The 23,932-nt window shown below is 58.5% G+C and carries 19 protein-coding genes, 1 tRNA gene and 2 pseudogenes; 10 read left to right on the top strand and 12 right to left on the bottom strand.

The window, feature by feature from the left end; genetic code table 11:
- Window positions 1-83: 83 nt before the first annotated feature.
- The 3 genes from QPJ95_RS02590 (at window position 84) to QPJ95_RS02580 (ending at window position 3,188) form a co-directional block, all read left to right on the top strand.
- Complete coding sequence (locus tag QPJ95_RS02590) at window positions 84-1,067, top strand: Bug family tripartite tricarboxylate transporter substrate binding protein (RefSeq protein ID WP_270918258.1); 984 nt, start codon at window positions 84-86, stop codon at window positions 1,065-1,067.
- Window positions 1,068-1,177: 110 nt separating this feature from the next.
- Complete coding sequence (locus QPJ95_RS02585) at window positions 1,178-1,672, top strand: tripartite tricarboxylate transporter TctB family protein (protein ID WP_270918257.1); 495 nt, start codon at window positions 1,178-1,180, stop codon at window positions 1,670-1,672.
- Window position 1,673: 1 nt separating this feature from the next.
- On the top strand, window positions 1,674-3,188 hold the full coding sequence (locus QPJ95_RS02580) for a tripartite tricarboxylate transporter permease (protein ID WP_270918256.1): 1,515 nt from the start codon (window positions 1,674-1,676) through the stop codon (window positions 3,186-3,188).
- A gap of 42 nt (window positions 3,189-3,230) precedes the next feature.
- On the opposite strand, the gene QPJ95_RS02575 is transcribed toward QPJ95_RS02580, so the two are convergent.
- The 7 genes from QPJ95_RS02575 to QPJ95_RS02545 all read right to left on the bottom strand — a co-directional run bounded on the left by QPJ95_RS02575 (window position 3,231) and on the right by QPJ95_RS02545 (window position 9,766).
- A complete protein-coding gene (locus QPJ95_RS02575; RefSeq protein ID WP_270918255.1) occupies window positions 3,231-4,163 on the bottom strand; it encodes an AEC family transporter in 933 nt (310 codons plus the stop codon).
- 70 nt (window positions 4,164-4,233) lie between these two features.
- Entirely contained in the window at window positions 4,234-5,031 is a 798-nt protein-coding gene (locus QPJ95_RS02570) for an MBL fold metallo-hydrolase (RefSeq protein WP_270918254.1), read from the bottom strand.
- Complete coding sequence (locus QPJ95_RS02565) at window positions 5,031-5,846, bottom strand: TatD family hydrolase (protein WP_270918253.1); 816 nt, start codon at window positions 5,844-5,846, stop codon at window positions 5,031-5,033. Before QPJ95_RS02565 ends, QPJ95_RS02570 begins: the two co-directional genes overlap by 1 nt.
- Before the next feature lie 43 nt (window positions 5,847-5,889).
- Window positions 5,890-7,017, bottom strand: a complete 1,128-nt coding sequence (locus QPJ95_RS02560) for a DNA polymerase III subunit delta' (RefSeq protein ID WP_270918252.1) — start codon at window positions 7,015-7,017, stop codon at window positions 5,890-5,892.
- A complete protein-coding gene (tmk, locus tag QPJ95_RS02555; protein ID WP_270918251.1) occupies window positions 7,014-7,649 on the bottom strand; it encodes a dTMP kinase in 636 nt (211 codons plus the stop codon). The genes QPJ95_RS02560 and tmk overlap by 4 nt, the downstream gene beginning before the upstream one ends.
- The gene (locus QPJ95_RS02550) at window positions 7,646-8,836 is read right to left on the bottom strand and encodes a D-alanyl-D-alanine carboxypeptidase family protein (RefSeq protein WP_270918250.1); all 1,191 of its coding nucleotides are present in this window, start codon (window positions 8,834-8,836) and stop codon (window positions 7,646-7,648) included. The genes tmk and QPJ95_RS02550 overlap by 4 nt, the downstream gene beginning before the upstream one ends.
- 18 nt (window positions 8,837-8,854) lie before the next feature.
- Complete coding sequence (locus QPJ95_RS02545) at window positions 8,855-9,766, bottom strand: SPOR domain-containing protein (RefSeq protein ID WP_390923763.1); 912 nt, start codon at window positions 9,764-9,766, stop codon at window positions 8,855-8,857.
- A 212-nt stretch (window positions 9,767-9,978) separates the two neighbouring features.
- Between QPJ95_RS02545 and QPJ95_RS02540 the strand changes: the two genes are divergently transcribed.
- Window positions 9,979-10,068 (top strand) — tRNA-Ser (locus QPJ95_RS02540).
- A 361-nt stretch (window positions 10,069-10,429) separates the two neighbouring features.
- Here the strand turns inward: QPJ95_RS02540 and QPJ95_RS02535 are convergent.
- Complete coding sequence (locus tag QPJ95_RS02535) at window positions 10,430-12,097, bottom strand: recombinase family protein (protein WP_270918249.1); 1,668 nt, start codon at window positions 12,095-12,097, stop codon at window positions 10,430-10,432.
- An 11-nt stretch (window positions 12,098-12,108) separates the two neighbouring features.
- Entirely contained in the window at window positions 12,109-12,342 is a 234-nt protein-coding gene (locus QPJ95_RS02530) for a DUF2924 domain-containing protein (RefSeq protein WP_270918400.1), read from the bottom strand.
- Window positions 12,343-12,512: 170 nt separating this feature from the next.
- On the opposite strand from QPJ95_RS02530, the gene QPJ95_RS02525 reads away from it, so the two are divergent.
- Both QPJ95_RS02525 and QPJ95_RS02520 read left to right on the top strand, forming a co-directional pair.
- Window positions 12,513-12,854, top strand: coding sequence for a Crp/Fnr family transcriptional regulator (locus QPJ95_RS02525; RefSeq protein WP_270918248.1), 342 nt, complete (start codon window positions 12,513-12,515; stop codon window positions 12,852-12,854).
- Between the two features lie 418 nt (window positions 12,855-13,272).
- Complete coding sequence (locus tag QPJ95_RS02520) at window positions 13,273-17,232, top strand: Ig-like domain-containing protein (RefSeq protein WP_270918247.1); 3,960 nt, start codon at window positions 13,273-13,275, stop codon at window positions 17,230-17,232.
- Between the two features lie 37 nt (window positions 17,233-17,269).
- On the opposite strand, the pseudogene QPJ95_RS02515 reads toward QPJ95_RS02520, so the two are convergent.
- Window positions 17,270-17,353: pseudogene (locus QPJ95_RS02515) on the bottom strand (IS5/IS1182 family transposase); the annotation flags it as partial.
- Window positions 17,354-17,432: 79 nt separating this feature from the next.
- On the opposite strand from QPJ95_RS02515, the pseudogene QPJ95_RS02510 reads away from it, so the two are divergent.
- Window positions 17,433-18,077: pseudogene (locus tag QPJ95_RS02510) on the top strand (IS6 family transposase); the annotation flags it as partial.
- 17 nt (window positions 18,078-18,094) lie between these two features.
- Here QPJ95_RS02510 and QPJ95_RS02505 read toward each other — a convergent pair.
- Together QPJ95_RS02505 and QPJ95_RS02500 are read right to left on the bottom strand one after the other, a co-directional pair.
- Entirely contained in the window at window positions 18,095-19,477 is a 1,383-nt protein-coding gene (locus QPJ95_RS02505; protein ID WP_270918246.1) for an amidohydrolase family protein, read from the bottom strand.
- 1 nt (window position 19,478) lies between these two features.
- Window positions 19,479-20,177 (bottom strand): GntR family transcriptional regulator, encoded by a 699-nt coding sequence (locus QPJ95_RS02500; RefSeq protein ID WP_270918245.1) that lies wholly within the window; start codon window positions 20,175-20,177, stop codon window positions 19,479-19,481.
- Between the two features lie 201 nt (window positions 20,178-20,378).
- Here QPJ95_RS02500 and QPJ95_RS02495 point away from each other — a divergent pair, with 201 nt between their 5' ends.
- Genes QPJ95_RS02495 through QPJ95_RS02485 form a run of 3 tightly spaced genes read left to right on the top strand, consistent with a single transcriptional unit; the run spans window position 20,379 to window position 23,931 of the window.
- The gene (locus QPJ95_RS02495) at window positions 20,379-21,950 is read left to right on the top strand and encodes an ABC transporter substrate-binding protein (RefSeq protein ID WP_270918244.1); all 1,572 of its coding nucleotides are present in this window, start codon (window positions 20,379-20,381) and stop codon (window positions 21,948-21,950) included.
- A 57-nt stretch (window positions 21,951-22,007) separates the two neighbouring features.
- Complete coding sequence (locus tag QPJ95_RS02490; protein ID WP_270918399.1) at window positions 22,008-22,997, top strand: ABC transporter permease; 990 nt, start codon at window positions 22,008-22,010, stop codon at window positions 22,995-22,997.
- 10 nt (window positions 22,998-23,007) lie between these two features.
- Complete coding sequence (locus QPJ95_RS02485) at window positions 23,008-23,931, top strand: ABC transporter permease (RefSeq protein ID WP_270918243.1); 924 nt, start codon at window positions 23,008-23,010, stop codon at window positions 23,929-23,931.
- The last annotated feature ends 1 nt before the right edge of the window (window position 23,932 follow it).

The following is a 23,932-nucleotide window of genomic DNA, read 5'->3' as shown; positions in this document are numbered from 1 at the left end:
TGGCGTGACAGGTTTGTGTCAGCTTGTCGTGGTCCCCTTAGTCATGAGCGGCGTTGCCGTGATTTGTCAAATGGGAGGACAATATGATGAAACTGAAACTGACCCGCCGCGCGGTGATGGTAGCTGCGGCTGCAACCTTGGCGCTTGGGACCCCGGCTGTGGCCGAGGATAAAATTCTCGATAGCCTGCACTTTTTGATCCCCGGTGGCGCTGGTGGCGGCTGGGATGGCACTGCGCGCGGCACCGGCGAGGCGCTGACCGGCGCCGGTATCGTCGGCACCGCCAGTTATGAAAATATGTCCGGCGGCGGCGGCGGCAAGGCCATTGGCTTTCTGATTGAGAACGCCGACAGCCAGCATGGCACCCTGATGGTCAACTCGACCCCGATCGTGATCCGCTCACTGACCGGAGTGTTCCCGTATAATTTTCGAGACCTGACGATGGTTGCCGGCACCATTGGGGACTATGCGGCGATTGTGGTTGGCAAGGATAGCGCCATCAACTCGATGGGCGATCTGCTGGCGGCCTATCAGGCTGATCCGCGCGCCACCGCCATTGGTGGTGGCTCGGTGCCCGGTGGCATGGACCACCTGGTTGCGGCGATGGTGATGAAGGCCGCAGGCGAAGATCCAACGGCGGTGAAATACATCCCGTACGATGCCGGTGGCATGGCCATGGCGGCTTTGTTGTCGGGGGAGATCGCGGCGCTGTCGACCGGCTTCTCGGAGGCGGTGGACCTGGCCAATGCAGGCGAGGTGAAGATCATCGGTGTGACTGCGGATCAGCGGGTGTCGGCCTATGCGGATGCGGCGACCATGATGGAGCAGGGCATCGATGTCGAGTTCGTCAACTGGCGTGGGTTCTTTGCGGCTCCGGGTCTGTCTGACGACAAGCTGGCGGCCTATCAGGCGACATTGGCCAAGATGTATGAGACCCCCGAATGGGAAGCCGTGCGGGCGCGCAATGGCTGGGTCAACATCCACAACAATGGCGACGATTTTGTCAGCTTCCTGGAAAATCAGGAAAAGATCATTGGTGATCTGATGACTGAGCTCGGCTTTCGCTGATCCATGCATGTTCCGGGGCGGGTGCGACTGGCCCCGGAATTTTCGAAAATTCCGACTCGTTTTCTGACAAGAAAACGGGCGGTGACACTTACCTTTTGGGGGAGGATCCGATGGCGCTTGATCGCTGGATCGCACTGATCATCCTGATGATCTGCATGGCCTATGGATATGCGGCCTTTTTCACTCTGGACGTCGGATTGCCGCCGTTCATGCAACGCAATGCCATCTGGCCCAGCACCTTTCCCAAGATGTTGGTGGTCATGGCCATTGGCTGTGCGCTGATTATTCTGTTGGGGCAAGGCAAGGGCGACGAGGGGGCCAAAGAGGGCGATATCGATTATCGCCGTCTGACTGACTACAAACTGGGCCAGGCGCTGCTGCTGCTGGCGATGATGGCGGGCTATGCGCTGATGCTGCGACCGGTTGGATTTTTGCTTTCAACGGTGGCCTTTTTGACCATCAGCGCCATGGTGCTGGGGGAACGTAAGCTACAGTATCTGCTGCCGGTCACCGTGCTGGCCACCGGGCTGGTCTGGTATCTGGTGCAACAGGTTTTGGGGATCTATCTGCGCCCCCTGCCGTATTTTATGGGAACCGGAGGCTGATATGTTCGAAGGCATTATGATTGGGCTGACCACGGCCTTTACTTTCTCTAACATTTTGATGGTGATTGGCGGCTGTCTGATTGGCACCTTTATCGGCATGTTGCCGGGACTGGGCCCGATGAGCATCATCTCCATCATGATCCCGGTGGCGATCACCATTGGCGACCCCTCGGCGGCGCTGATCCTGCTGGCGGGGGTCTATTACGGCGCCATTTTTGGTGGCTCGACCTCGTCGATCCTGATCAACGCGCCGGGAGTGGCATCAACCGTTGCCACCTCGTTTGATGGCTATCCACTGGCCCGCGCGGGCAAGGCCGGCAAGGCGCTGACCGTGGCGGCGATTTCATCGTTCTGCGGTGGCTCCATCGGTGCGGTGCTGCTGATGATCTTTGCGCCCGCACTGGCCACTGTGGCGCTGCTGTTCCATTCGTCCGAGTATTTCGCGCTGATGGTTGTTGGCCTGTCGGCGATTGCCGCCTTTGCCGGCACTGGCCAGGTTGCCAAGGCGCTGCTGATGACCCTGCTGGGGCTGATCATGGCCACCGTCGGCGAGGGGGCGCTGTTCAACATGCCACGCTTCACCATGGGGATCATGGATCTGCAATCCGGCTTTGGCTTTGTCACCCTGGCGATGGCGATGTTTGCGCTGCCCGAGGCGCTGTATCTGGTGCTGGACCCAAGCCGGTCCAACAATGAGACCGGTGGTGAGATCAAGGATCTGCGCATCACGCGGGCCGAGGCCAAAGAGATCGCGCCGGTGATTGGCCGCCAGTCGATCCAGGGCTTTATGATCGGCGTGTTGCCGGGGGCCGGGGCCACCATTGCCTCGTTCCTGGGCTATGCGGTGGAACGCAATATCGCCAGTAAAGAGGATCAGGAGAAGTTCGGTAAAGGCTCGCTCAAAGGTCTGGCAGCGCCGGAAGCGGCCAATAACGCCGCCTGTACCGGCTCGTTTGTGCCGCTGTTGACGCTGGGTATTCCGGGGTCGGGCACCACCGCGATCCTTTTGGGGGCGCTGATTGCACTGAACGTCAACCCGGGGCCGCGCCTGATGGTGGATCAGCCCGAGATCTTCTGGGCGGTGATCATCTCGATGTATATCGGCAACCTGGTGCTGCTGATCCTGAACCTGCCGCTGATCCCCTATATCGCCAAGATCTTGGCGGTGCCGCGCAACTATCTGATCCCCTTCATCCTGTTTTTCACCATGATGGGAGCCTATATCGGTCAGAACAACGCCACCGAACTGCTGATTCTGGTGGGGCTGGGGATCTGTGCCACGGTGCTGCGCTTTGCCGACTACCCGCTGGCACCGCTGCTGATCGGCTTCATCCTTGGTTCGATGCTGGAGGACAACTTTGCCCGGGCAATGCAACTATATGATGGGCTTGGTTTTATTCTGGATCGGCCAATGACCCTTGGGTTGCTGGGGATTGCCGCAGTGCTGATTATCCTACCCAGCTACCGGGCCCGTCGGGCGCGATTGCGGGCGAAGGGTATTGCGGACGGCGATTGAGACGGGACCCAGCGGGCAGGATTTGGCTATCCTGCCCGGGTCTTAACCCAGTATTGTCAGCCAGAACCAGACGGTAAACAGGCAAAGACCGGTGGCAAGCAGCACCGAGGTGGCCGCCACTCGTTTGGCGCGGCCATACAGATTGGCAAAGATATAGGCGTTGAACCCCGGTGCCATCGAGGCGTTCAGCACCCCGGAGCGGAACAGATCCTGTGGCACTGCCAGGGTGGTGCCAAACGTCCAGACCAGCAAGGGATGGATCATCAGCGAGGTCATGCAGACAAAGCCGATGATGCGCATATCGCCTTCGGGGCGGTATTTCACCAATACGCCGCCGAGGGCGAACAGCGCTGCGGGCAGGGCGGCGCGGATCAGCAGTTGCAGCGCCTCGTCAATGGCGGTTGGGATCAGCACCCCGGTCAGATTGACGATGAACCCGAGGCCAATGGCCAGGATCAGCACGTTCTTGAACATTGCCGAGAACACCGCTGTCACCGTCTTGAGACGGCCTGCGCCCCGGTTGCGCACCACCTCCATTACGGTGATGCCCAGCCCGTAGCAAAACGGCGCATGGAAGGCGATGATGGCGAAGTTGCCGGTCAGATTACCGGCGCCGTAAGCGCGCTCGGTGATCGGCAGTCCCAGCAGGACCGAGTTGGAGAACAGGCAGCAAAAGCCAATGACGACGCAGTCCTCCCAGTCGCGTTTGAAGATCAGCCGGGCGCCAGACACGCCAATGAAAAAGCAGATCGTCGCCCCGGCGTAAAAGCTGGCCAGCAGACGCAGATCAAAACTGGCGGCGATGTCGAGGTTGGCGATGGCGCGAAACAGCAGGCAGGGGATGGCAAAGCTCTGGGTGAACTTCATCAGGCCTTCGACGTGGCCCTGTTTGAAATAGCCGGCCCTGGTGGCGCTGTAACCGGCGCCGATCACCAGAAATACCGGCAGGATAACGTCAATCAGGTTCTGAAACATTTACGGCCTGGGCTGGCAGAGGACGGATGCCTCCGGCGGGAGTATTTTCGGCAAAAAGAAACTGTGGGTGTCAAATTGCATACCGGATCACCATGCCGTCATAGGCCGGAGTGATATGGTCAGGGGTCTCAGATTCGACCGTGGCGTAGTCCAGATCGTTGTGCATATTGGTCAGCACCGCACGGCGCGGCTGCAGCCGGTCGATCCATTCGAGTGCCCGGTCGTAGTGAAAATGGGTCGGGTGTGGTTTGCGGCGCAGGGAGTCGACAATCCAGCAATCGAGATCCTGCAGTTTTTCCAGCGCATCATCGTAGATCTCGGCGACATCGGGCAGGTAGGCGAGGTCGCCGATGCGAAATCCCAGCGCGTCGATGGCGCCGTGGTTGACCTTGAAGGGGTGAAAGTCGATGGTGCCGCCGGGGCCTTTGATCGAAACCACTCCGTCGATGCTGCGCAGGTCGAGGATTGGCGGGTAAGAGGAGCCTTCGGGCTGCACAAAGGCATAGCCAAAGCGCGACAGCAGGCCGTTCTGGGTATCGCCATTGGCGTAGACCGGCACCCGTTTCTTCATGTTGAAGACAATCATCCGCAGGTCGTCGATGCCATGCACGTGATCGGCGTGGTCGTGGGTATAGATGACCGCGTCCAGCCGCCCGGTGCCGCTGTCCAGCAGCTGGCTGCGCATGTCCGGTGAGGTGTCGATCAGCACCGTGGTGGTGCCGTCAGGCCCGTCGCGTTCCACCAGCAGTGAGCAGCGGCGGCGGCTGTTGCGAGGGTTGTTGGGGTCGCATTGGCCCCAGTCCCCGCCCAGCCGCGGCACCCCGCCGGAGGAGCCGCAGCCCAGAATGGTGAAGCGCAGCTCTGCCATCAGGAGGATACCGCATAGGCGGCGGCCTTGGTGAACAGGCGGTCAAAATTTGCCTGGGTGCGGGCGGCAAAATCGGCGTAGTCGAGCCCATAGACCTGGGCTCCGACGCGGGCGGTATGGGCGGTATAGGCGGGCTCGTTGCGTCGGCCGCGATGGGGCGGCGGCGCCAGATAAGGCGCGTCGGTTTCGACCAGCACGCGGTCTATTGGGGCGGCAGCAAAGATGTCGCGGATCTCCTGACTTTTGGGGAAGGCGGCGATGCCGGACATCGACAGGTAGCAGCCAAGTTCCAGGGTGGCGCGGGCCAGCTCTGGTGACGATGAGAAGCAATGCATGACGCAGGAGAAGGCGCCGTTGTTCATCTCGTCCGTCAGGATGCGTGTCATGTCTTCGTCGGCGGCGCGCGAGTGGATGATCAGCGGCAGGCCGGTGTCGCGGGCGGCGGCGATGTGGATGCGCAGGCTGTCTTTTTGCACCTGTGCGCTGTCGGCGGTGTAGTGATAGTCAAGCCCGGTCTCACCAATGCCGACAAATTTGGGGTGTTTGGCCAGCTCCAGCAGCTGATCCAGCGTCGCCATAGGCTCACTTGCGGCGCTCATCGGGTGGGTGCCTGCGGCGTAGAACACCGGCGCGTGGGCCTCGGCGATGGCGCGCACGGAGGGCTCGTTCTTCAGCTTGGTGCAGATGGTGACCATGCGGGTCACACCGGCCTCGGCTGCATTGGCGATGATCTGCTCCAGCTTGCCCTCGAAGTCGGGGAAATCGAGATGGCAGTGGCTATCGGTGATCTGGGGAGTGATGGTGGTCTGGGTCATGCCTGTCTCTGTCGCGGGAGCGTCCTGGCGGCGCAGCGCCGACCTAAGGGGACGCGGTTTTCTGCATCTTGAAAACGGTATCTAGGACAAGCGCCGCGGGGTCAAGGTTCACCGCCTGACCATGGCGGGCCCGTGCGGTGACCTCAGCCGCGAGATCGGCCCAGGCGCGGGCCGCTTGTGGGGAGGGCGACAGTTGGGTCAGCACCGTTGCCTCATCCGCTGCCGCCTGAGGCACTGGCGGCGTGCCGGTGGCCCCGGTACGGGCCAGCCGTGCCAGTGCCACGTCGATCAGGGTGAGCAGCAGTTCGAACTTCTCAGACGCACCGCGTTGGGCGGCGGCCTCGGCCAGGGCCATGGCGCGTGGTCGGTCAAGGCGGGGCATCGAGGCGAGGATCTGCACCAACTCGGAATAGATCTGCAACCCGCCGAGGTTCAGCAGGCGCAGGGCGACGCCGACAGAGCCACCCGCGAGGGCCGCGAGGTGATCCGGGTTTGCGGGCGGCTCGGCGCCGGACTGGGTCAGCGCCTTTTGCATGTCCTCGGAGGACAGCGGCGACAGGCGCAGGCTGCGACAGCGCGACCGGATGGTGGGCAGCAGCCGCGAGGGCTGGTGCGAGATCAGCAGCAGGGTGGTGCGGGCTGGCGGCTCTTCGAGCATTTTCAGCAGCGCATTGGCGGCACTGGTGTTCATGTCGTCGGCGGCATCAATTATCACCACCCGGCGTCCGCCGTCGGTGGCAGTGAGGCCAAAGAAGCGGTTCAGGGCGCGGATGTCATCAACCACGATCTGGCCGCGCAATTTCCCCTTGTCGTTATAGCTGCGGCTGATGGCGGCAAGGCCGGGTTCGGCCAGCGCCTGAATGCGGTGCGCCACCGGGTGTTCGGGGCTGACATCCAGCGTCTCCACCGGCGGAGGGGCGCCGAACAGGCCGGTCTCAGCCGGCGGGGTGGCCAGCAGAAAGCGGGCGATGCGCCAGGCAAGGGTGGCCTTGCCGATGCCCTGCGGTCCGGTCAGCAGCCAGCCGTGATGCAGGCGGTCGGAATTGAAGGCGGTGAGAAAGGCAGATTCCGCCTGAGACTGGCCAAACAACTGTGGTGTTTCGCGCGGATGTAACGCGCCGGGAGCCTGATCGGCGCGCGGCAGGTCTTCGTCTGACGGATTGCCCTTCATGACAATGCGGCCCGAACCTGAGCCAGAACATCAGCGGCGACCGCATCGAGGGATTGGGTGCCGTCGATCACCCGAAAGCGAGGGGCAAATTCCTGTGCCAGGGCCAAAAATCCGGCGCGCATTTTCTGTTGCAGCTCAATGCCAAAATCCTCGAACCGTTCCTCAGCAGTCTGGCGGCCCTTGGCGCGAGACAGGCCCACCTCGGGGTCCATGTCGATCAGGATGGTCAGATCGGGTTCGCGGGTGATCATCAACTGGTGCAGCGTGTCGACGGTGGCGCGCAGATCGCCGCGTGACAGGCCCTGATACATCCGGGTGCTGTCGGCAAATCGGTCACAGATCACCACTTTGCCGGCCTCCAGGGCCGGTTCGATGGTGCGCTCCAGATGGTCGCGGCGGGCGGCGGTGAACAGCAATAGCTCGGTCTCGGCGGACCAGCGGTCGGGATCGCCTTCCAGCACCAGACGGCGGATTTCCTCGGCGCCGGTAGAGCCACCGGGCTCGCGGGTCAGGACAACCTCGTGGCCCTGTTGACGCAGGGTTTCCGCCAGCAGGCGGCATTGGGTGGATTTGCCCGAGCCGTCGATACCTTCGAAGGTCAGGAACAGGCCCTTGGCCAGTGGTGTCGTCACAGTGCCGCCTCGGGACCATTGATGAATTGGGTGATCAGGACGGATGCGGCGGTTTTCACCCGCACAAAGAAACCGCCACTGGGCACGTCATTTGCCGCCACAAGGGGCAGGCGTATTTCGGGCAGGTCTTCGGGGTGCAGCACCAATTCAGCCAGTTTCTGCCCCTTTTTGATGGGCGCCTGGATGGGGCCGGTATAGACCACCTCGGCGTTGATCTGCTTGCCTGACAAGGCGGGCAGCAATACGACCAGATCCTCGGCGGGCACCAGATCTACGGTTTTTTGCGCCCCGCGCCAGACTTCGGCCTGCGCCACCGGAACAGAGGCTTTGGCGATTGTTTTGCTGGCAAATTGGCGAAACGACCAGTTCACCAGAGCCTCAGACTGTTCGGCCCGCGCGCGGGTGCTGTCCAGCCCCGAGAGCACAAAGATCACCCTGCGGTCGCCCTGAACAGCGGAGCCAACCAAGCCATAGCCGGCCTCAGCTGTGTGGCCTGTTTTCAGGCCATCGGCGCCAATGCCAAGACTGAGCAGGGGATTGCGATTGCGGGTGTTCGAGGGGGCGCGGCCGTCAAATTTGAATTCGGTTTCCGAAAACAGGGGGTAATATTCTGGAAAATCCTCGATCAGATGCTGGGCCAGAATGGCCAGATCCTGAACCGACATGCGATGTCCGGCGGCGGGCCAGCCATTGGCATTGGCAAAGGTTGAATTCGCCATGCCCAACTGCTTGGCGCGCTTGGTCATGTAGCGGGCAAACCCGGCCTCGGTTCCATCCGGGCTGAGCGCCTCGGCAAGCACCACACAGGCGTCATTGCCGGACAACACGATGATACCGCGCAGCAGATCCTCGACCCGGACCCGGTCGGTGGTGTCCAGAAACATGGTGGAGCCGCCATAGCTCATCGCGTGCTGACTGACTGGCAGTTCATCATCCAGGGTCAGGCGGCCATCGCGGATCGCCTCAAAGGCAACATAGAGCGTCATCAGCTTGGACATCGAAGCGGGCGGCAGCGGGGTTTCGGCGTTTTTGGCCAGCAAAACAGTGTCTGTCAGCTGATCCACAACATAGGCGGCGCGGGCCTTGGTTTCAAAGCCTGCGGCAGAGAGCGCCGAGAGGCCAAGCATCAGGCCACCCAGGCCACCCAGTGCGACCAGTCTGGCAGAGGATTTCAAGACATCAATCATAGCTGTACCCTCGGGTGATTAATTGGTGACCGCATAGGCATCCGAGAAGCCGGCAGACTTGACCTGCTTCAACAGGGAGCTGCGTTCGGACTTGCTTTGCGCCGGGCCGACCAGCACACGCCAGAACGGTTTGCCATTGGAGGACTGGGCTAGCACGGTTGGGATCATGCCCGCATTGCGCATTTGCCCAGCGGTGCCGTTGGCATTGGCTTCGACGCTGAAAATGCCGATCTGGATAAAGGGTTTCTCTAGCGATGACGGTCGGGGTGCGGGTTTCGGAGCCGTGGGGGCCGGCGGGGTGGCAGCCCGGGGGGCCGGTGGGGTGGCAGACGGGGTGGCCGCGTCAATGGCGGCGGCAGCGCCGGCGATGGGGTCAAGCGTGGATTGCGAGATGTCATCAGTGTCGCCCGTCGCCGGTTCCAGCGTGGCGATCTCAACCTCGGCGGCGTCTTCGATCACCGGGCTTTCATCGACGGTTTCGCGGCGCAGGGCGGTGACGTTCAGCTCCACCGGGGCGCCAGCCAGCATCCCCAGTGCGGCGGCGGCATCCGAGGAGGCCTGCAATTTTGGACCGGGGATCTCGCGTTCGCGGCGAAACAGGGCGCCGATGACAAATTTGCCGTTGGCATTGTTGCGGATGATCACCCGTTCGGGGTCTTTGGCATCCGGGTGAGCCACCCAAACGCCGCCCAGCGACGGCCGCCCGTCCCAGAGCCCAGCCGCGGTTACCTGAAACACATCCGGCGCTTCGACGTCGCGTTCGACCAGGTGGGTACTGCTGCTGGCGACGGGCGCGGTGTCGCTGGCGCTATCCTTAGGCGTCAGAAATCCCAGTGTGGCGCCGTCTTCGCAGGCGGTTAACAGCACCAGGCAAATGGCCGTAGCTGCCAAGCGTGTGGTGCGAGTTTTCATCCCCGTGGCGTCGCGCATGTTGTATTCCTTGCCTGTCATTTGGACGTCGTTGCGTCGCGTATCGGTTATCCCGGTTCGCCCTATCCTGACGATACCATAGCGCGTGCCTGTTATCATGGAAAGTCTGTCCCTTAATCCTCGGCAATATATCCCCATTTGAGGCAATATTGAAATCCGGTTGGTTTTCCTCTTGCCAGTGTTGCCCGCAGCGCCTAAACCCCGATCCGACCGGGGAGGTGGCAGAGTGGTCGAATGCGGCGGTCTTGAAAACCGTTGAACGTGAGAGCGTTCCCGGGGTTCGAATCCCCGTCTCCCCGCCACCCATGCCCGTCTCGATTTACCATACGGAATTTACTCTGAATTCGTGCGCGATTTCCGTCGATTGCGTGATGGGATTTTACGCCGAGACGTACCAAAGTCAGCCTCTTTGCATGAACAGCCTTGCCAGTCTCTGTTGCCTGATTGAGGCGGTGCCGTTTTGGGAGAACTCCCTGGTAACAGGGTATTTACAGGGAACTTGTTGATTTATCGGCGTATTCAGAGTTTCCGAGTCAGAATCGTGGATGGATTACAGTGAGTTGCGATGAAACTCCCTAAACAGTAGAACAGGGATCTATTTGGCCTGAACAGGGAAGGTGCTTTGTCACAACAGGGATCTGTTGTGACAAAACGGGGTTGGGCTCAAACGCGGATCCCGAGCTTTCGTTCCTGTTCATTCCAGTCCAGTGGCAGTCGGCTGCGCACCAGAGTTTCGAGGTTCACGTTGACCGGTTGGGAGCCCTCGAGAATCGCAGTCTGAATTCTAGGTGAAAGACAGGCGAGGGGGAGAACCCGGGCGACGTAGCTTTTGGAGACACCTCGTGCTTCGGCGATCCGGGCCAGCGGGGTGCCGCTGCGCAGATCGGCAGCCCAGAGATGAGCGTTGCGCAGAGCGCGGATCATTGCTGCGTCAGGAGCGGGTTCGGTTTCGCCTGCAATGATCTTCATCTCCACGCCCCGGCGGCGGCAGGTGAAGAGGGCACTAATAGCAAAGAAGTCGGAGTTGAGAGCGCTGGGGGGTAGGTTCAGGGCTTCGGCTAGAGATATGTGATCTAGGTTGATCCAGATCCGCCCGCGGGCGATTTCACCTGATGTGATCATCGGGGCGACGACGGTGATGCCCGCTTTTTTGATCCGGGCCACAAAGTCAGTCGCCTTGCTGGATGCGCTAACGGAGGGGGCCATTTCGGTATGAGCGAGAATCCGGTGTCGCTTTGCCTGCTCCGCAAGATGATCCGAGATCACTTTGGCAACAGAATCTTCAAAGGCCAAGGCAGGCAGGCGCCAGCCTGAGGGATCCGTCCCACCCGAGATCAGCCGGTTGGAAATGTAGTAGCGCAGGCGTCGGCCATGGCGTTGCGTGTGGGTTGGCGTGAGCAGGTCGCTGGTTTCGTCGCGGAACAGTCCGGTCAGACAGGCGGCGCCTGCCTGGTTGCCAGCCCGATTTTTGGCTGGCACCTGTCCCCGTCGACGGGCGCTTGCAGCCTGCAGCTTTTCCTGAACCCGGTCCCATTGATCCTTTTCAACGATGGCCGGGTGAGTTCCGGGCCAGATCTTGTCCTTGTGGCAAATCTTGCCGAGATAGACGGGATTGCGCAGCAGGGAATAGATCTGACCGCGTTTGAAGGCATTGCCACCCTGCTCCCGACCGGTAGAAAAGACATGGTTTTTGGAGCGTAAACCGAGCCGGGCGGCTTCGCGCGCCACACCCGCAAGGCAGCCAAGGGTCTCATAGAGGTCGAAGAGTTGACGGACCGTTTCAGCCTCACCTTCATTGGGCACCAACTCCCGGGTCATCGGGTCTGGATGGGGATCATATCCGATGGGCGGGACGCCGCCCATCCAGAGGCCTTTCTTCTTGGAGGCAGCAATCTTGTCGCGGATCCGCTCGGAGGTGACTTCGCGCTCGAACTGGGCGAAGGACAGGAGCATGTTCAGAGTCAGCCGACCCATCGAGGAAGAGGTGTTGAAGGCTTGGGTGACGGAGACAAAAGAACAGCCTGCGGCGTCCAACCGATCGACCATGCGCACGAAGTCCGGCAGCGACCGCGTGAGGCGGTCGATCTTGTAGACGACCACCATATCTATGTGGCCGGCATCGATGCTGGCCAGCAGGCGTTGCAGGGCAGGACGCTCGAGCGTGCCGCCGGAGATACGACCGTCATCATAGCGCTCGGTCAGCAGCTTCCAGCCTTCCTGGCGTTGGCTGGCGATGTAGGCGGTGCAGGCTTCATATTGAGCATCCAAAGAATTGAAGTCCTGATCAAGCCCGTGTTCCGAGGATTTGCGGGTGTAGATCGCGCAGCGCATTTTTGGGATGCTCATCGCAGCGTCTTTCCCTTGAGCCCGAAGAAGCGGGGCCCAGACCAGTGTGCGCCGGTGATCGCGCGGGCAATAGCCGAGAGCGAGCGGTAGCGCGCACCGTTCCAGACAAACCCGGTATCGGTTTCATCAACGGTATAAGTTACGCCGTTCCATTGGCGCAGCAGTCGCCCACCGGATCTGAGGGCGGGCGACTTGAGGTGGGGTGGCGTTGCGTCGTGGCGGGCGCGCATGCGCTGCACGTGCACTGTCAGAGGAAAAATTATTACTTGCCCAAACGCAAATTTGGAATTTTACCACCATTGATTTCTCTCGGTCTTTTTCGAGTCTGACCAGGCGAATCCACACCGCTCCAAGTAATCATAGTTTTCCTCTGACAGTGCCGCGCGCACTGCTCCAAGTCATGAAAACCGCTCCGAATTTAGCGATCAGGTTGCTCGAATTGCTCTGCGCGCGTCTGCGCCGCTCGGACGAACGTATGATGGAGTTCGCCTTTCTCAAGTTGCCGTCCCGGCTGGCCCGTACCATGCTCCGCGTGTCTTCAAGCGGTGAAGGTGCCGGTGCGCGACCGACGAAACGGCTGTCACATTCACAGTCCGAAATCTCCGACATGGTCGGCAGCTCGCGTGAGAATGTGAACCGCTGCCTGCACAAATGGCAAAGGGATGGTTTGCTAGATCTGACTAAGGGCTGGATAACTTTGCTGAACCGGGACGGGCTGAAAAGAATTGCAGAAGCGGACTGAAGCGCTCGTCTGTGCATGACCGAACTGTGACGCGCGTCACAGGCTGACGGTTGGCCAAGGGATAGATGTGGCGCGCGCCGGTTCCCCGTACCATAGCATGACTAGTTCGCGACAGAAGGCGCCTGATCATGTGGGTTAAGCTTGAAATGAGTCGGTTGGCAAATTTTGAAGCCGCTGAGAATGAACTTGTTTTCATCGGTATGTGCGGTGGATCGCCTGTCGACCTGAGTGGCGGATTTGCCGATCTGGTGAACCGGGAACGATTCCGACTACGAGGAACATGACTGTCTGGTCTATGACACTGCGTTCGGCAACTTTTACTGCGCCCGGCGCATGGACGTGACATCGCCCAAATTCTCGACCCTCGGTAGTCAGGTGGTCGCGGGCGCTGCGTCAAGGACTGCAGTGGCGGTTGTAAATGGAGAAAATACAGATGGCTGGCGTTAATGTTCTAGACGGCCTTGGCGTATTCGTAGCGACGTTCAGTACGATCCAGGACGCGATTAACAGTCCACAAACGCAAGACGGCTTCACGATCCGAGTGATAGCGGCGGACTACGCCCCCGTCGTGCCGGAGGCTGTCACGGTCACCAAAGAGCTGACCATTGAGACGGACACCAATGCGGGGATTGATCCGAACACGGGTGCGCGCGGGGCGGAGGTGATGGTCGACCGGTTCGTGGTTCAGGCCGACAATGTGACGATTGACGGTTTTACGGTGTCGGGCACGTCGTTCGACGAACGCATCGAGGTTATCAACGGCGCTACCGGAGGGCTGATTACCAACAATATCATTGTCCAGGGCAGGTCGATTGAGGCAGTGTTGATCGAAGGAGGCGCAGAGGTCAGCGCCAACAATATTCAAACCCTTGTAGTGGGGATCCAAATCCAACATCCCGATGCCATATCCAATGTTCAGAACAATGTGATCACTCTGTCCACGGGGGGTGGTGGTTCCGGCATAATTTTAAATGGTTTTCTTCAGAACTCCCAGATCAGCAGCAACAACGTCACCTTCTCCCAGCCCAATACAATTGGCGCAGGGATCCAACTTTCTACCACTATGCAGGCTGTCACACTGCAAAACAATGCGGTTTCCGGCGGGGGCGACGGCATCCTGTTTTTTGAGTTTAATCAGGCATTCGATCAAAGCAGCGTGGTTATTGCCGAGGATATTGCCAATTTTACTGGGCAAGCCAACACAGCGATTGTGCTGGCCACACAAGTCATTGTCTATGGCGTGGTAATCGACGAGACGGCCCTTTCCGCCACAAGCCGTTTCGCCAGGAGCAATAACCCCGATCATCCGGATGGCAGTTTGGACGGTGGCACGGCCTATTTCACCGATCTTCAGGCGGCCATCGACACGTCCTTCGACTTCGCCAGTATCGCGCTGTCGGACAATTACGGCGCGGCCGGTGCCATCACGGTCGGCAAGGAAGGCCTCACACTCGATGCGCCCGCTGGCACCTCAGGCACCCTCACCCTCGATCCCGGCATTCTCAACATCACCCTCCAAGGTGACGGCAACATCGATGTCACCGGCAATGCCTCCGCCAACCGCATTGAGGGCAATGACGGGGCAAATACCCTGACCGGCGGTGATGACGACGACAGCTTCTTCGGCAATGGCGGCAATGACGCCATCAATGGCGGGGTGGGTACTGACACGGTGCTCTACGCGGGCATCCAAGCTGGCTACACGGTTGTCGACAATGGCGGCGGCAGCTTCACGGTCACCGACAACAACGCCGCGGATGGCGATGACGGTACCGACACGCTGACGGGTATCGAGAGTATCGTGTTCAACGATGCACCCGTTGCGTCTGCCGACAGCGGGACGGTTGCCGAGGACAGCTCGGTGGCGGTTGATGTGCTTGCCAATGACACGGATGCGGATGGGACGCTCGATGCGGCGAGCGTCGAGATCGAGGCGGCGGATGACGCCAGCGGCAAGGTGAAGTCAGTCCCGGGCGAAGGCGTCTGGACGGTGGATGACACCGACGGCTCGATCACCTTCACGCCTGAGGCGGATTACGACGGCGCAGTGACAGACATCGCCTATACGGTGGCCGACGACCAGGGCGCGCGCTCTGTGCCCGCGGCCGTATCGGTGACGATCATCGGCGATCCCTTCCGGGTTGAAGCAGAGACGATGACGATCGTCAGCGGCTTTGTTATCAAGAACAGCGGCCAGTCCTCTGGCGGTCAGTATCTGCAAGCCGGTGGGTCGGGAGAGCAGCGCGCCTCCTATACCTTTATGGATACCGATGGCAGCTACGACCTGACCGTCGGCCACTACGATGAATCCGACGGCCAGTCGCAGATGAACCTTTGGGTGAATGGCTTTTTGGCCGGCAGTTTTGTGTGGGACGTCGATGCCGGGGATGCGGTCGCCAATCAGACCGCCTTTGCCGAATTCACCTTCAGCGGGGTGTCGTTGTCTTTGGGCGATGTGATCGAGATTTCCGGGTTCAAGGACGGCGGCGAACCGCTGCGGACCGACTATCTGGACTTCACCTTCACCGGGAGCGGCGGCGGTGATACGCTGGCGCCCTTTGTGCAGTCTGCACAGGCGCCGGACGTGGGACCAGCAGAAGCGGGCACAGCCAGCACTGACATCACCGTGACCTTTGCCGATAATGCGGGCATCGATTTTGCGAGCATAGATGCGGGCGACATCACGGTTACCGGGCCGGGCGGCGCGCTCACGGTCAGCGCCGTCAGCGTCGATACTGGCAGTGACGGCTCCCCCCGCACGGCGACCTACACTGTGGCGGCCCCTGGTGGCACTTGGGATACGGCCGATGAGGGCAGCTATACGGTGGCGCTGCTGGCGGGTGAGGTGCTGGACACCAGTGGCAATGCGGTTGCAGCCGACCCGTCCCTCGAAGGCTTCACTGTGGCGCTGTCTGACGACGGACAGCCTCCGATTACCAGCGACGGCTATTTTGATGGTGTGGGGGCGGACTCCAATTTCCGGTACAAGATCCAAGTCGAGAGCCTTGGCGGTACAGGTGTTGCCCAGATACGCAGCGGGGCAAACGATGCCTTTGTTTATGTTGAAAGCGGCGCCTGGAACGACAACAACTCCGGCGAGCAGGGCGACGGCTATTTCGTATTCACGAACGACATTCTGGACGCAGTAAGTGATGTCGAGGACACCGGGCTCACCAATGACACGAGCATTGTCAACAATCCCCTCGCACGCAGTGGCGACAATCAGCTTGTCTACCGCATTATGGTGCCGGAGGAGCAGGTCGGTGAAGCATTCGAGTGGAGTTTCCGGGTGACCCGCGACGCATTGAACTTCTCCGGACCGGACGGAATAAGAAACGATCAGCAGAATGATCTGCGTTTCAATGTTGTCTCTGTTTCTGATCCATCGGTCACACTGGGGGATCTTCGGCCGAACGGTGCCGGGGAGGACGGCGACTTCAATCAAGGGTTCGCCCGGATTGCGAATGTCAACAGCTCAGGCGAGTTTGGAAACAACCTGAGCTCGATTGCTGAAGCCAGCGGCGATGATCAGATAATCTTCCCCGAAGCAGGACTTTACGACGTATATATTGCCGGTCGCAGTGTTGGACTGCATATCGACCATTTTGAAATCTACCGGGACGGCAGCAGCCCGAACCCGAGCGGGGCAAATTCAACTTTTGTGGCCATCAACGAAACGTCTCCGACTGTGGCAAACTTCATTCGGGATGCCTGGCTGGAGCCGGGGAGCTCTCTCGATATCACCGGTAATTTCGGCGATGTTGACGGCGATCTTTTGGCCTATACCGCAGACGTGCTGCCGCCCGGCGTCTCGTTTGTAAACGGAGAATTCGAAGTTTCCCAAGGTGCGGCATCTGTAAGCGGTTTGGACATCACTGTTACCGCCACGGACGACGACCTGAATTCTGTATCAGACACATTCCTCTTTACGGTCACGGAACCGGGCGGTGCTGGTGATCCGCCAGAACTATTCCGGGTTGAAGCTGAAACGCTTTTGCCAACAACGGATGACCTGACGGTCGAGACTAACGCGCTCGCCTCGGGTGGAGCACTTCTTAAGGCGACCGACGATATGCTTCAGGAGGCGACATACCTGTTCGACGAAATTTCCGGGTTTTACGAATTCCACTTAGGTATCTTCGACGAAAATGACGGGCAATCGGAACTCTCCGTGTTTGTGAACGGTAACTTGGCCGGATCGATTGATTTTGATGAAGATGCGGGCAGCAGCACCGCCTCACCCGACAGTTTCAGAATTGCGTCTGTCGGCGACATCGCTTTGAACACCGGTGATCTGGTTTCCTTCCAAATCAGCCGGGATGGCAGCGAACCAGCACGTTTCGACTACTTCGAAGTTGATTTTGACAGTTTCGTGTAGATATCCATTCTAGGATCCAAACACATTGATTACACCGCCAAAAGATGACTGCTGCGGCCAGTGCGATAGCGGAGAGGAAGACCTTTGGGCATCTGTCATAGCGAGTTGCGATACACCGCCAGGGCAGTGCCATGTGTGGACGTGGCGGTGTCAGAGGGAATCTGCTTGAGGCGGGCGGAGCGAATTTGTAGCGTTCCAGGATGACGAAACGTGATCCTTTCAAGTACTTTCATAGCAGCCCCGAGATCATTCGCTTGGTGGTGATGATGTACGTATGGTTCCCTCTCTCCCTCCGAAATGTCGAAGACCTGTTGCACGAGCGAGGGATTGATATCAGTCACGAGACAGTCCGTTTCTGGTGGAATCGGTTCGGCCCGTTGTTCGCCGCGGAGATCCGCAGCAATCGTATCCAGCAGGTGCGCGCCCATTCCAATTGGCAATGGCACCTGGACGAGGTTTTCGTGAAGATCAACGGCGAGATGCACTATCTTTGGCGTGCTGTGGATCACGAAGGTGAAGTGTTAGAAACCTTTGGCACTAAACGCAGGGATCGCAAGACGGCGTTGAAATTTCTACGAAAAATCATGAAACGCTATGGGAACCCGCATGTCATCGTGACGGACAAACTTCGATCCTACGGTGCTGCCATGAAAGTCATAGGCAATGCACAGAAGCAGGAAACTGGTCGTTGGATGAACAATCGGTGCGAGAATTCTCACTCACTGCCTGGCAGTGGTTTGTTAGCAAACCACGAGAAGGGGCCGTTTCGACGACGAGAACGGGCGATGTTGGGCTTTCGGAGCATGCGTACATTGCAGAAATTCGTCTCTGTCCACGCATCCGTTTAACAGCACCTTCTAGCCTATTCGACGAGCAAGTGAAGTAGCCCGGTTCGCCTGAGTGCCTTATCAAGTTCTGCTGCTGCGCTCGCCAGAACCTCTGCTTCGTCCACAAGTATGCTTCTGTTCCGCATGCAGATTTTTCCGTTGACGATGACCGTGTCGACATCCGCGGCATTGGCAAACTGAGCAACGGTTGTCAGCGGCATCATCGGTGGGAATAGATGGGCTTTTTGACGGTCAAGCAGCACGATATCGGCTTTCTTGCCGACTTCCAATGAGCCGAGTTCCGTCTCAAGTCCGAGCACTTTGGCGGCGTTAATTGTACACATTTCGATAACTTGCTTTGGCATCAATACCGCCGGGTCACGAAAGTGACGGCGATGATAGTGCAGGCATTGGGCCATATGGCGAAACATGTCGTAGCCCCTGTCAGGGGCGGCGGCATCTGATCCAAGCGCAACATTGACGCCCATCTCCAGCAATTCGGGAACTGGGCAGCGGCCGTAAATGGACATGATGGCCGACGGGTTGTGTACGATCGCAGTGTTTGTGCGCAAAGCGGCTTCCATGTCCTCAGACGTCAGATCAACGCTGTGCGAAAAATAAGAATCCGGGCCACACAATCCAAGAGTCTCTGCCAACGCGATGGATCCGTTTCGATGGCCATCCTGTGTGAATAGAACGCCGAATTCGTCTCGAAGCGCCATGACGTCGTTGCACATTGAGCGGATTTCGTCCGGGTTCTGCGCGTACTCATCTGGTTGATAGACCGGCATGATAAGGCAAATGCCGGTGCCTTTGTCCAAAAGGTCATTATGGCTTTCGATCAGCGCGCGGCAGGTTTCCAGCTGTTGCTCAAAGCTCACGTCGATGTCTTGGGACAGGTCGAGGCTGCGATATTTTTTGGGGAAGGGGGGCTGGTTTGGTCCGACCGCCAGATTGGTACGAAGACCGAATTCGCGCGTGGCAGCGCAATGTAGATCGCCAGCTTCTGTCGTTTCGGTACGGTAGTGGTCGCTGCCACCGCCAAGCAACATCGTGCAGGTGGTGATCCCGGCTTTCAGGCGCTCCATTGCACTTAACCGCGCTTCGGCACGCCAAAAATCAGCGGTGGAGGCGCGGGTGTAAAATGCCTCGCAAACATCAAACCAGGCAGCGACATCTCCTGCGCCAAGATTGCGGGTCAATCCGTGCCCGGCATGAGCGTGGCTATCGATCAGGCCCGGCAGGGCGATCATGCCGTGCGCGTCGATGATCTCTGCACCCGGCGGAATTTCGATCTCTGTAGCGGTGCCAACGGCCGTTATCCTGTCGTCGGTCACCACCAGCACCGCGTCATCGATCACTCGGCGTTCTTGGTTCATGGTGATGGCTGTGGCACCGGCGATATATAGTGTTGTCATGCTATGTGTCTTCTGAAAATGCGTTGCTCAACAGGTCGGCCTGCAACTTGGCGTCATCTGCGGATTGCGCCAAATTCAACTGGGTTTCGATATCTCTGAGGTGATGGTCCATAGAGGCAATCGCTCCGAGAGTGTCGCCCTGCTGAAGGTGGTGAATGATGTCTTCATGTTCATCCGGGCCGCATTGTGACACCGATTTGGGTTGATAAACGGCGGTCACAAGGGTGCTCTTTGACACAAGGTCACGCAGCACATCGGTCAGGATCGGTGTTTCGGCGAGTTCGGCCAGCAACAGGTGAAAAGCGCCTGAGAGCCGGATGATTGCCGCATTTTCACCCGTGGAATGTGCTTCTCGCTCTTGGGCGACATGGTCGCGCAAGGTTTTGATCTTGTTTGGTGTAATTCGCTCGGTGAGGGCACGAAGTATCCCAGGCTCGATGACCTGACGAGTGTACAAAACATCACGCGCTTCGTCGATCGAAGGTGTTGCAACAAAGGCGCCACGGTGCGGAATGTGCTTGACCAGCCCATCATGACCCAATTGATCCAATGCGCGGCGAATGCGGGGTCGGCTAACGTTGAATATTTCGCACAGTCGTTCTTCTTTCAGACGAGTGCCGGGTGGAAGTTTACGCTCGGCTATGGCCGCCCATATCCGTTCGTAGATACCCATCTCTGTAGATTTTGCGTCTATTTCCATTACCTAGTCCGACCTCCTTAACTCATTCCGCACTGCATGCCGAATGATTATCGGATCGCATGGCTTCGCATTTCAGACAATTGCAAATACAGAAAATTTCGTCAACAAAAATTGTTAACAATAATTGTGGACAAAAATTTCTATCTATGTACGTTGCGTAAATGTCGGGTGATCCCGGCTTCACATTCCAGGGAGGAAGTTATGAAAACATCTGGGCTAGTACTTGCGGCCGTCTCCGCGATGGCACTCAACGTCGGGGGCGCGAGTGCGGAAACATTCAGACTCGGTTCAAGCGGCGATTTGTATGGTATGGATCCACATTCCATGACCGACAGTTTCACTGTCGCCTTTTTGCACCATGTCTATGAACCTCTCGTGCGCTATGACGCCTCGCTGGGAACCGAACCTGCACTTGCCACGGAATGGGAATGGGTAAGTGAAACCACTGCACGTTATCATCTGCGCGAAGGTGTAACGTTCCACGACGGACAAGAATTCACTGCCGAAGATGTCGTGGCATCGATCAATCGCGCGATCCATCCGGATTCGCCGGTTCGTGGCAACATGGCCGGGGTCATTGGCGCGGTCGCAGTCGACGACTTCACGGTGGATATCACTCTCGAAGGTCCCTCGCCGCTGCTGAACAATTACCTGACCAACATTTACATCATGGACCGTGGTTGGCTCGAAGAACACGATTCGCTGGACCCAATCGACGCGCAAAAAGGCGAAGAAGGCTACACCACCTCGAACGCCAATGGGACCGGTCCGTTTATCCTGAAATCCCGTACGCCTGATGCCAAGACGGTGTTGACCGTCAACGAAGGCTGGTGGGATGAGCCGGTGCACAACCTGACACAGATCGAGTTGAACCCAATCAATTCCGATGCCACACGGGTTGCTGCACTGCTTTCTGGTGAGCTTGACATGATTTTCCCGTCGCCGTTGCAAGATGCGCGCAGGATTGCAGGCACGGACGGTATCAAGGTGATGCAAGCACCGGGTTTGCGCACCATCATGATGGGTTTCAACCTTAGCGATACACTCAACAACTCGGATGCCGACGGTAATCCTCTGAAAGATTTGCGCGTTCGCCAAGCGATTGCCGAGTCGATCAGCTACGATCTGCTGCACGAGAAAATAATGCGTGGTACATCGCGTAGTGCCGGCACATTGGTGGCACCAGATGTGTCTGGCTTCGACGCCGAGGTTGACGCAATTTCGGCATACGACCCCGAAGCGGCCAAGGCCAAACTGGCCGAAGCCGGTTACGCTGATGGTTTCCGGCTGGCAATGAACTGCCCGAACGACCGTTATGTCAACGACGCGGAAATTTGTCAGGCGCTGTCTGCAATGATGGCGCGTGTCGGGATTGAAGTTGCTTTGACCACGGAAACCAAGTCTCTGCATTTCCAACGTGCACGTGCGGGTGAAACCGATATGTTCATGCTCGGTTGGGCAACTTTGCCGATGCTGGATGGCTTCAGCGTTCTGTCTGCGATGCTGCACACCCCTGAGGGGCAATATGGCACCTGGAATCCCGGTGGCTATTCCAACCCGGAGGTGGACCGCCTGACCACAGCCGTTGCTGTCGAGCTTGATGCGGACAAACGGGTTGAGATGACGATTGCAGCGCTGAAAATCGCCGACGACGAATTGGCCTGGTTGCCGCTTCATCAGCAGCCGTTGTCCTGGGCTGCGCGCGATGTGGTGGAAATTCCGCAGACCGCTGACGATAAGCCACGCTTGTGGCTGGCGCAGATCGCGAACTGATCACCAAGGCGGGCTCTTGTGGGGGCCCGCCACTACTTTCTGTCAACGGAGATTGCCATGCTAGCTTTCTTAATTCGCCGATTGGTGCAGGCTGCGCTGGTAATGTTGGTTGTGGCGTCCATCGCCTTTTTGATGTTTCGATTTCTGGGCGACCCGATCACCAACCTTCTGCCCGAAGATGCAACCGAACAGGACAGGGCCGAGATGTCGCAAAAGCTCGGTCTCAACGATCCATTCCTGGTGCAATACGGGCGGTTCATTTCGAACGTTGCGCAGGGTGATTTCGGACAGTCCTACCGCAACAATAGGCCGGTTTCGGATCTTCTGGTGGAACGTTTCCCCGCGACCGCGGAACTTGTTCTTGTGGCGGCACTTCTGTCCTTGATGCTGGGCATACCGCTGGGGATCTATACCGCGCTAAACCCAAGCGGCTGGATAAGCCAAGGATTGCAGATCATCTCTCTGCTTGGAATCTCGGTGCCAACTTTTGTCACCGGCATCCTGCTCATCTTGATTTTCTCTGTGAATCTCCACTGGCTGCCAAGTTTCGGACGCGGTGAAGTGGTTGATCTGGGCTGGTGGACGACTGGATTTCTGACAGTCGCGGGTCTCAAGGCACTGGTCCTTCCCTCGGTCATGCTCGCGTTATTTCAAATGACATTGATCATGCGTCTGGTGCGCGCAGAGATGCTTGAAGTGTTGCGCACCGACTATATAAAATTTGCCCATGCCCGCGGCATCCCGAACCGCATTGTGAACTTCAAATACGCGTTGAAGAACACACTGATCCCGGTAATGACGATTTTCGGTCTGCAACTTGGCGGGCTGATCGCTTTTGCAATTATTACGGAAACGGTGTTTCAGTGGCCTGGAATGGGGTTCTTGTTTATTCAGGCAGTCAACTTCACCGATGTGCCAGTGATGGCCGCTTATCTGGTGCTGGTTTCCCTGATCTTTGTGGTCATCAACACGATTGTTGACCTGCTCTATCACGTTGTTGACCCACGCTTGCGGATGGAACGCCCCTCCGCCAGCCGTGGCGTCTGAGGAGGCCCGGATGTCGGTACTTACACAAAAACTCTATACAGTCTGGGACAGCGATATCGCCTACAGCTTTCGGAAATCCCGCGTCGCGGTTTTTTCAGCGACGGTGCTTGCACTCATGATGCTGTCGGCGTTGTTTGCGCCCTTGGTTTCGCCCCACGATCCCTTCGATATTGCACAGTTAAGCTTGTTTGACAGCGAATTGCCTCCGGCTTGGGTCGACGGCGGCCAGTCGAACTATCTTTTGGGTACTGACACCCAGGCACGTGATGTGCTGTCTTCGATCATCTATGGATTGCGTATTTCGCTTATCGTCGGATTTTCCAGCGTCTTCCTGGCGGCCTTCATCGGGGTTTTGTCTGGTCTGATCGGTGGGTTTCTTGGCGGGTTTGTTGATGCCGTTCTGATGCGGATAGCCGACGTATTGCTTAGCTTTCCGCCCATTCTTGTGGCGCTGATGATCAATGGCATTCTACGCGGAATATTGCCGCAGTCCGCACACGCGGATTCCGCCTTGTTGGTGCTGATCTTGTCGATTGGTCTCACCAACTGGGTTCAGTATGCCCGTACGGTGCGCGGTTCCACCATGGTAGAGCGCAGTAAGGAATACATCGAAGCAGCGCGCACACTGGGCACCGGATCGGGCGGCATCATGCTGCGCCATATTCTGCCGAACGTAATGGGGCCGGTCCTTGTCCTAGCCACTATCAACCTTGGTATGGCGGTTCTGACAGAGGCGACACTCAGTTTTCTGGGGGTTGGCATGCCTGCGACGCAGCCATCGCTGGGCACGCTCATTCAGATTGGCAATGAATATTTGTTTTCTGGCATCTGGTGGGTCGTGATATTCCCGGCGGCCACGCTCGCGGCGCTGGTGTTGTCGGTCAACCTTTTGGGCGACTGGCTACGTGACGCTCTCAACCCAAAACTCCGCTGAG

It is taken from the genome of Parasedimentitalea psychrophila (assembly GCF_030285785.1).
Taxonomy (GTDB): domain Bacteria; phylum Pseudomonadota; class Alphaproteobacteria; order Rhodobacterales; family Rhodobacteraceae; genus Parasedimentitalea; species Parasedimentitalea psychrophila.
The sequence above is the reverse complement of the archived record's forward strand: the minus strand, read 5'-3'. Positions and strand labels throughout refer to the sequence as shown.

Excerpts from the sequence above, each read along its gene's own strand:
- QPJ95_RS02575 (WP_270918255.1), bottom strand. The coding sequence starts at position 4,163 with ATGTTTCAGAACCTGATTGACGTTATCCTGCCGGTATTTCTGGTGATC.
- QPJ95_RS02580 (WP_270918256.1), top strand. The coding sequence starts at position 1,674 with ATGTTCGAAGGCATTATGATTGGGCTGACCACGGCCTTTACTTTCTCT.
- QPJ95_RS02500 (WP_270918245.1), bottom strand. The coding sequence starts at position 20,177 with ATGGAAATAGACGCAAAATCTACAGAGATGGGTATCTACGAACGGATA.
- QPJ95_RS02490 (WP_270918399.1), top strand. The coding sequence starts at position 22,008 with ATGCTAGCTTTCTTAATTCGCCGATTGGTGCAGGCTGCGCTGGTAATG.
- QPJ95_RS02590 (WP_270918258.1), top strand. The coding sequence starts at position 84 with ATGATGAAACTGAAACTGACCCGCCGCGCGGTGATGGTAGCTGCGGCT.
- QPJ95_RS02505 (WP_270918246.1), bottom strand. The coding sequence starts at position 19,477 with ATGACAACACTATATATCGCCGGTGCCACAGCCATCACCATGAACCAA.
- QPJ95_RS02530 (WP_270918400.1), bottom strand. The coding sequence starts at position 12,342 with ATGCGCGCCCGCCACGACGCAACGCCACCCCACCTCAAGTCGCCCGCC.
- QPJ95_RS02535 (WP_270918249.1), bottom strand. The coding sequence starts at position 12,097 with ATGCGCTGCGCGATCTACACCCGCAAATCCTCGGAACACGGGCTTGAT.
- QPJ95_RS02565 (WP_270918253.1), bottom strand. The coding sequence starts at position 5,846 with ATGACCCAGACCACCATCACTCCCCAGATCACCGATAGCCACTGCCAT.
- QPJ95_RS02585 (WP_270918257.1), top strand. The coding sequence starts at position 1,178 with ATGGCGCTTGATCGCTGGATCGCACTGATCATCCTGATGATCTGCATG.
- QPJ95_RS02495 (WP_270918244.1), top strand. The coding sequence starts at position 20,379 with ATGAAAACATCTGGGCTAGTACTTGCGGCCGTCTCCGCGATGGCACTC.
- QPJ95_RS02570 (WP_270918254.1), bottom strand. The coding sequence starts at position 5,031 with ATGGCAGAGCTGCGCTTCACCATTCTGGGCTGCGGCTCCTCCGGCGGG.
- QPJ95_RS02560 (WP_270918252.1), bottom strand. The coding sequence starts at position 7,017 with ATGAAGGGCAATCCGTCAGACGAAGACCTGCCGCGCGCCGATCAGGCT.
- QPJ95_RS02485 (WP_270918243.1), top strand. The coding sequence starts at position 23,008 with ATGTCGGTACTTACACAAAAACTCTATACAGTCTGGGACAGCGATATC.
- QPJ95_RS02525 (WP_270918248.1), top strand. The coding sequence starts at position 12,513 with ATGAAAACCGCTCCGAATTTAGCGATCAGGTTGCTCGAATTGCTCTGC.
- QPJ95_RS02545 (WP_390923763.1), bottom strand. The coding sequence starts at position 9,766 with ATGCGCGACGCCACGGGGATGAAAACTCGCACCACACGCTTGGCAGCT.
- QPJ95_RS02520 (WP_270918247.1), top strand. The coding sequence starts at position 13,273 with ATGGAGAAAATACAGATGGCTGGCGTTAATGTTCTAGACGGCCTTGGC.
- QPJ95_RS02550 (WP_270918250.1), bottom strand. The coding sequence starts at position 8,836 with ATGATTGATGTCTTGAAATCCTCTGCCAGACTGGTCGCACTGGGTGGC.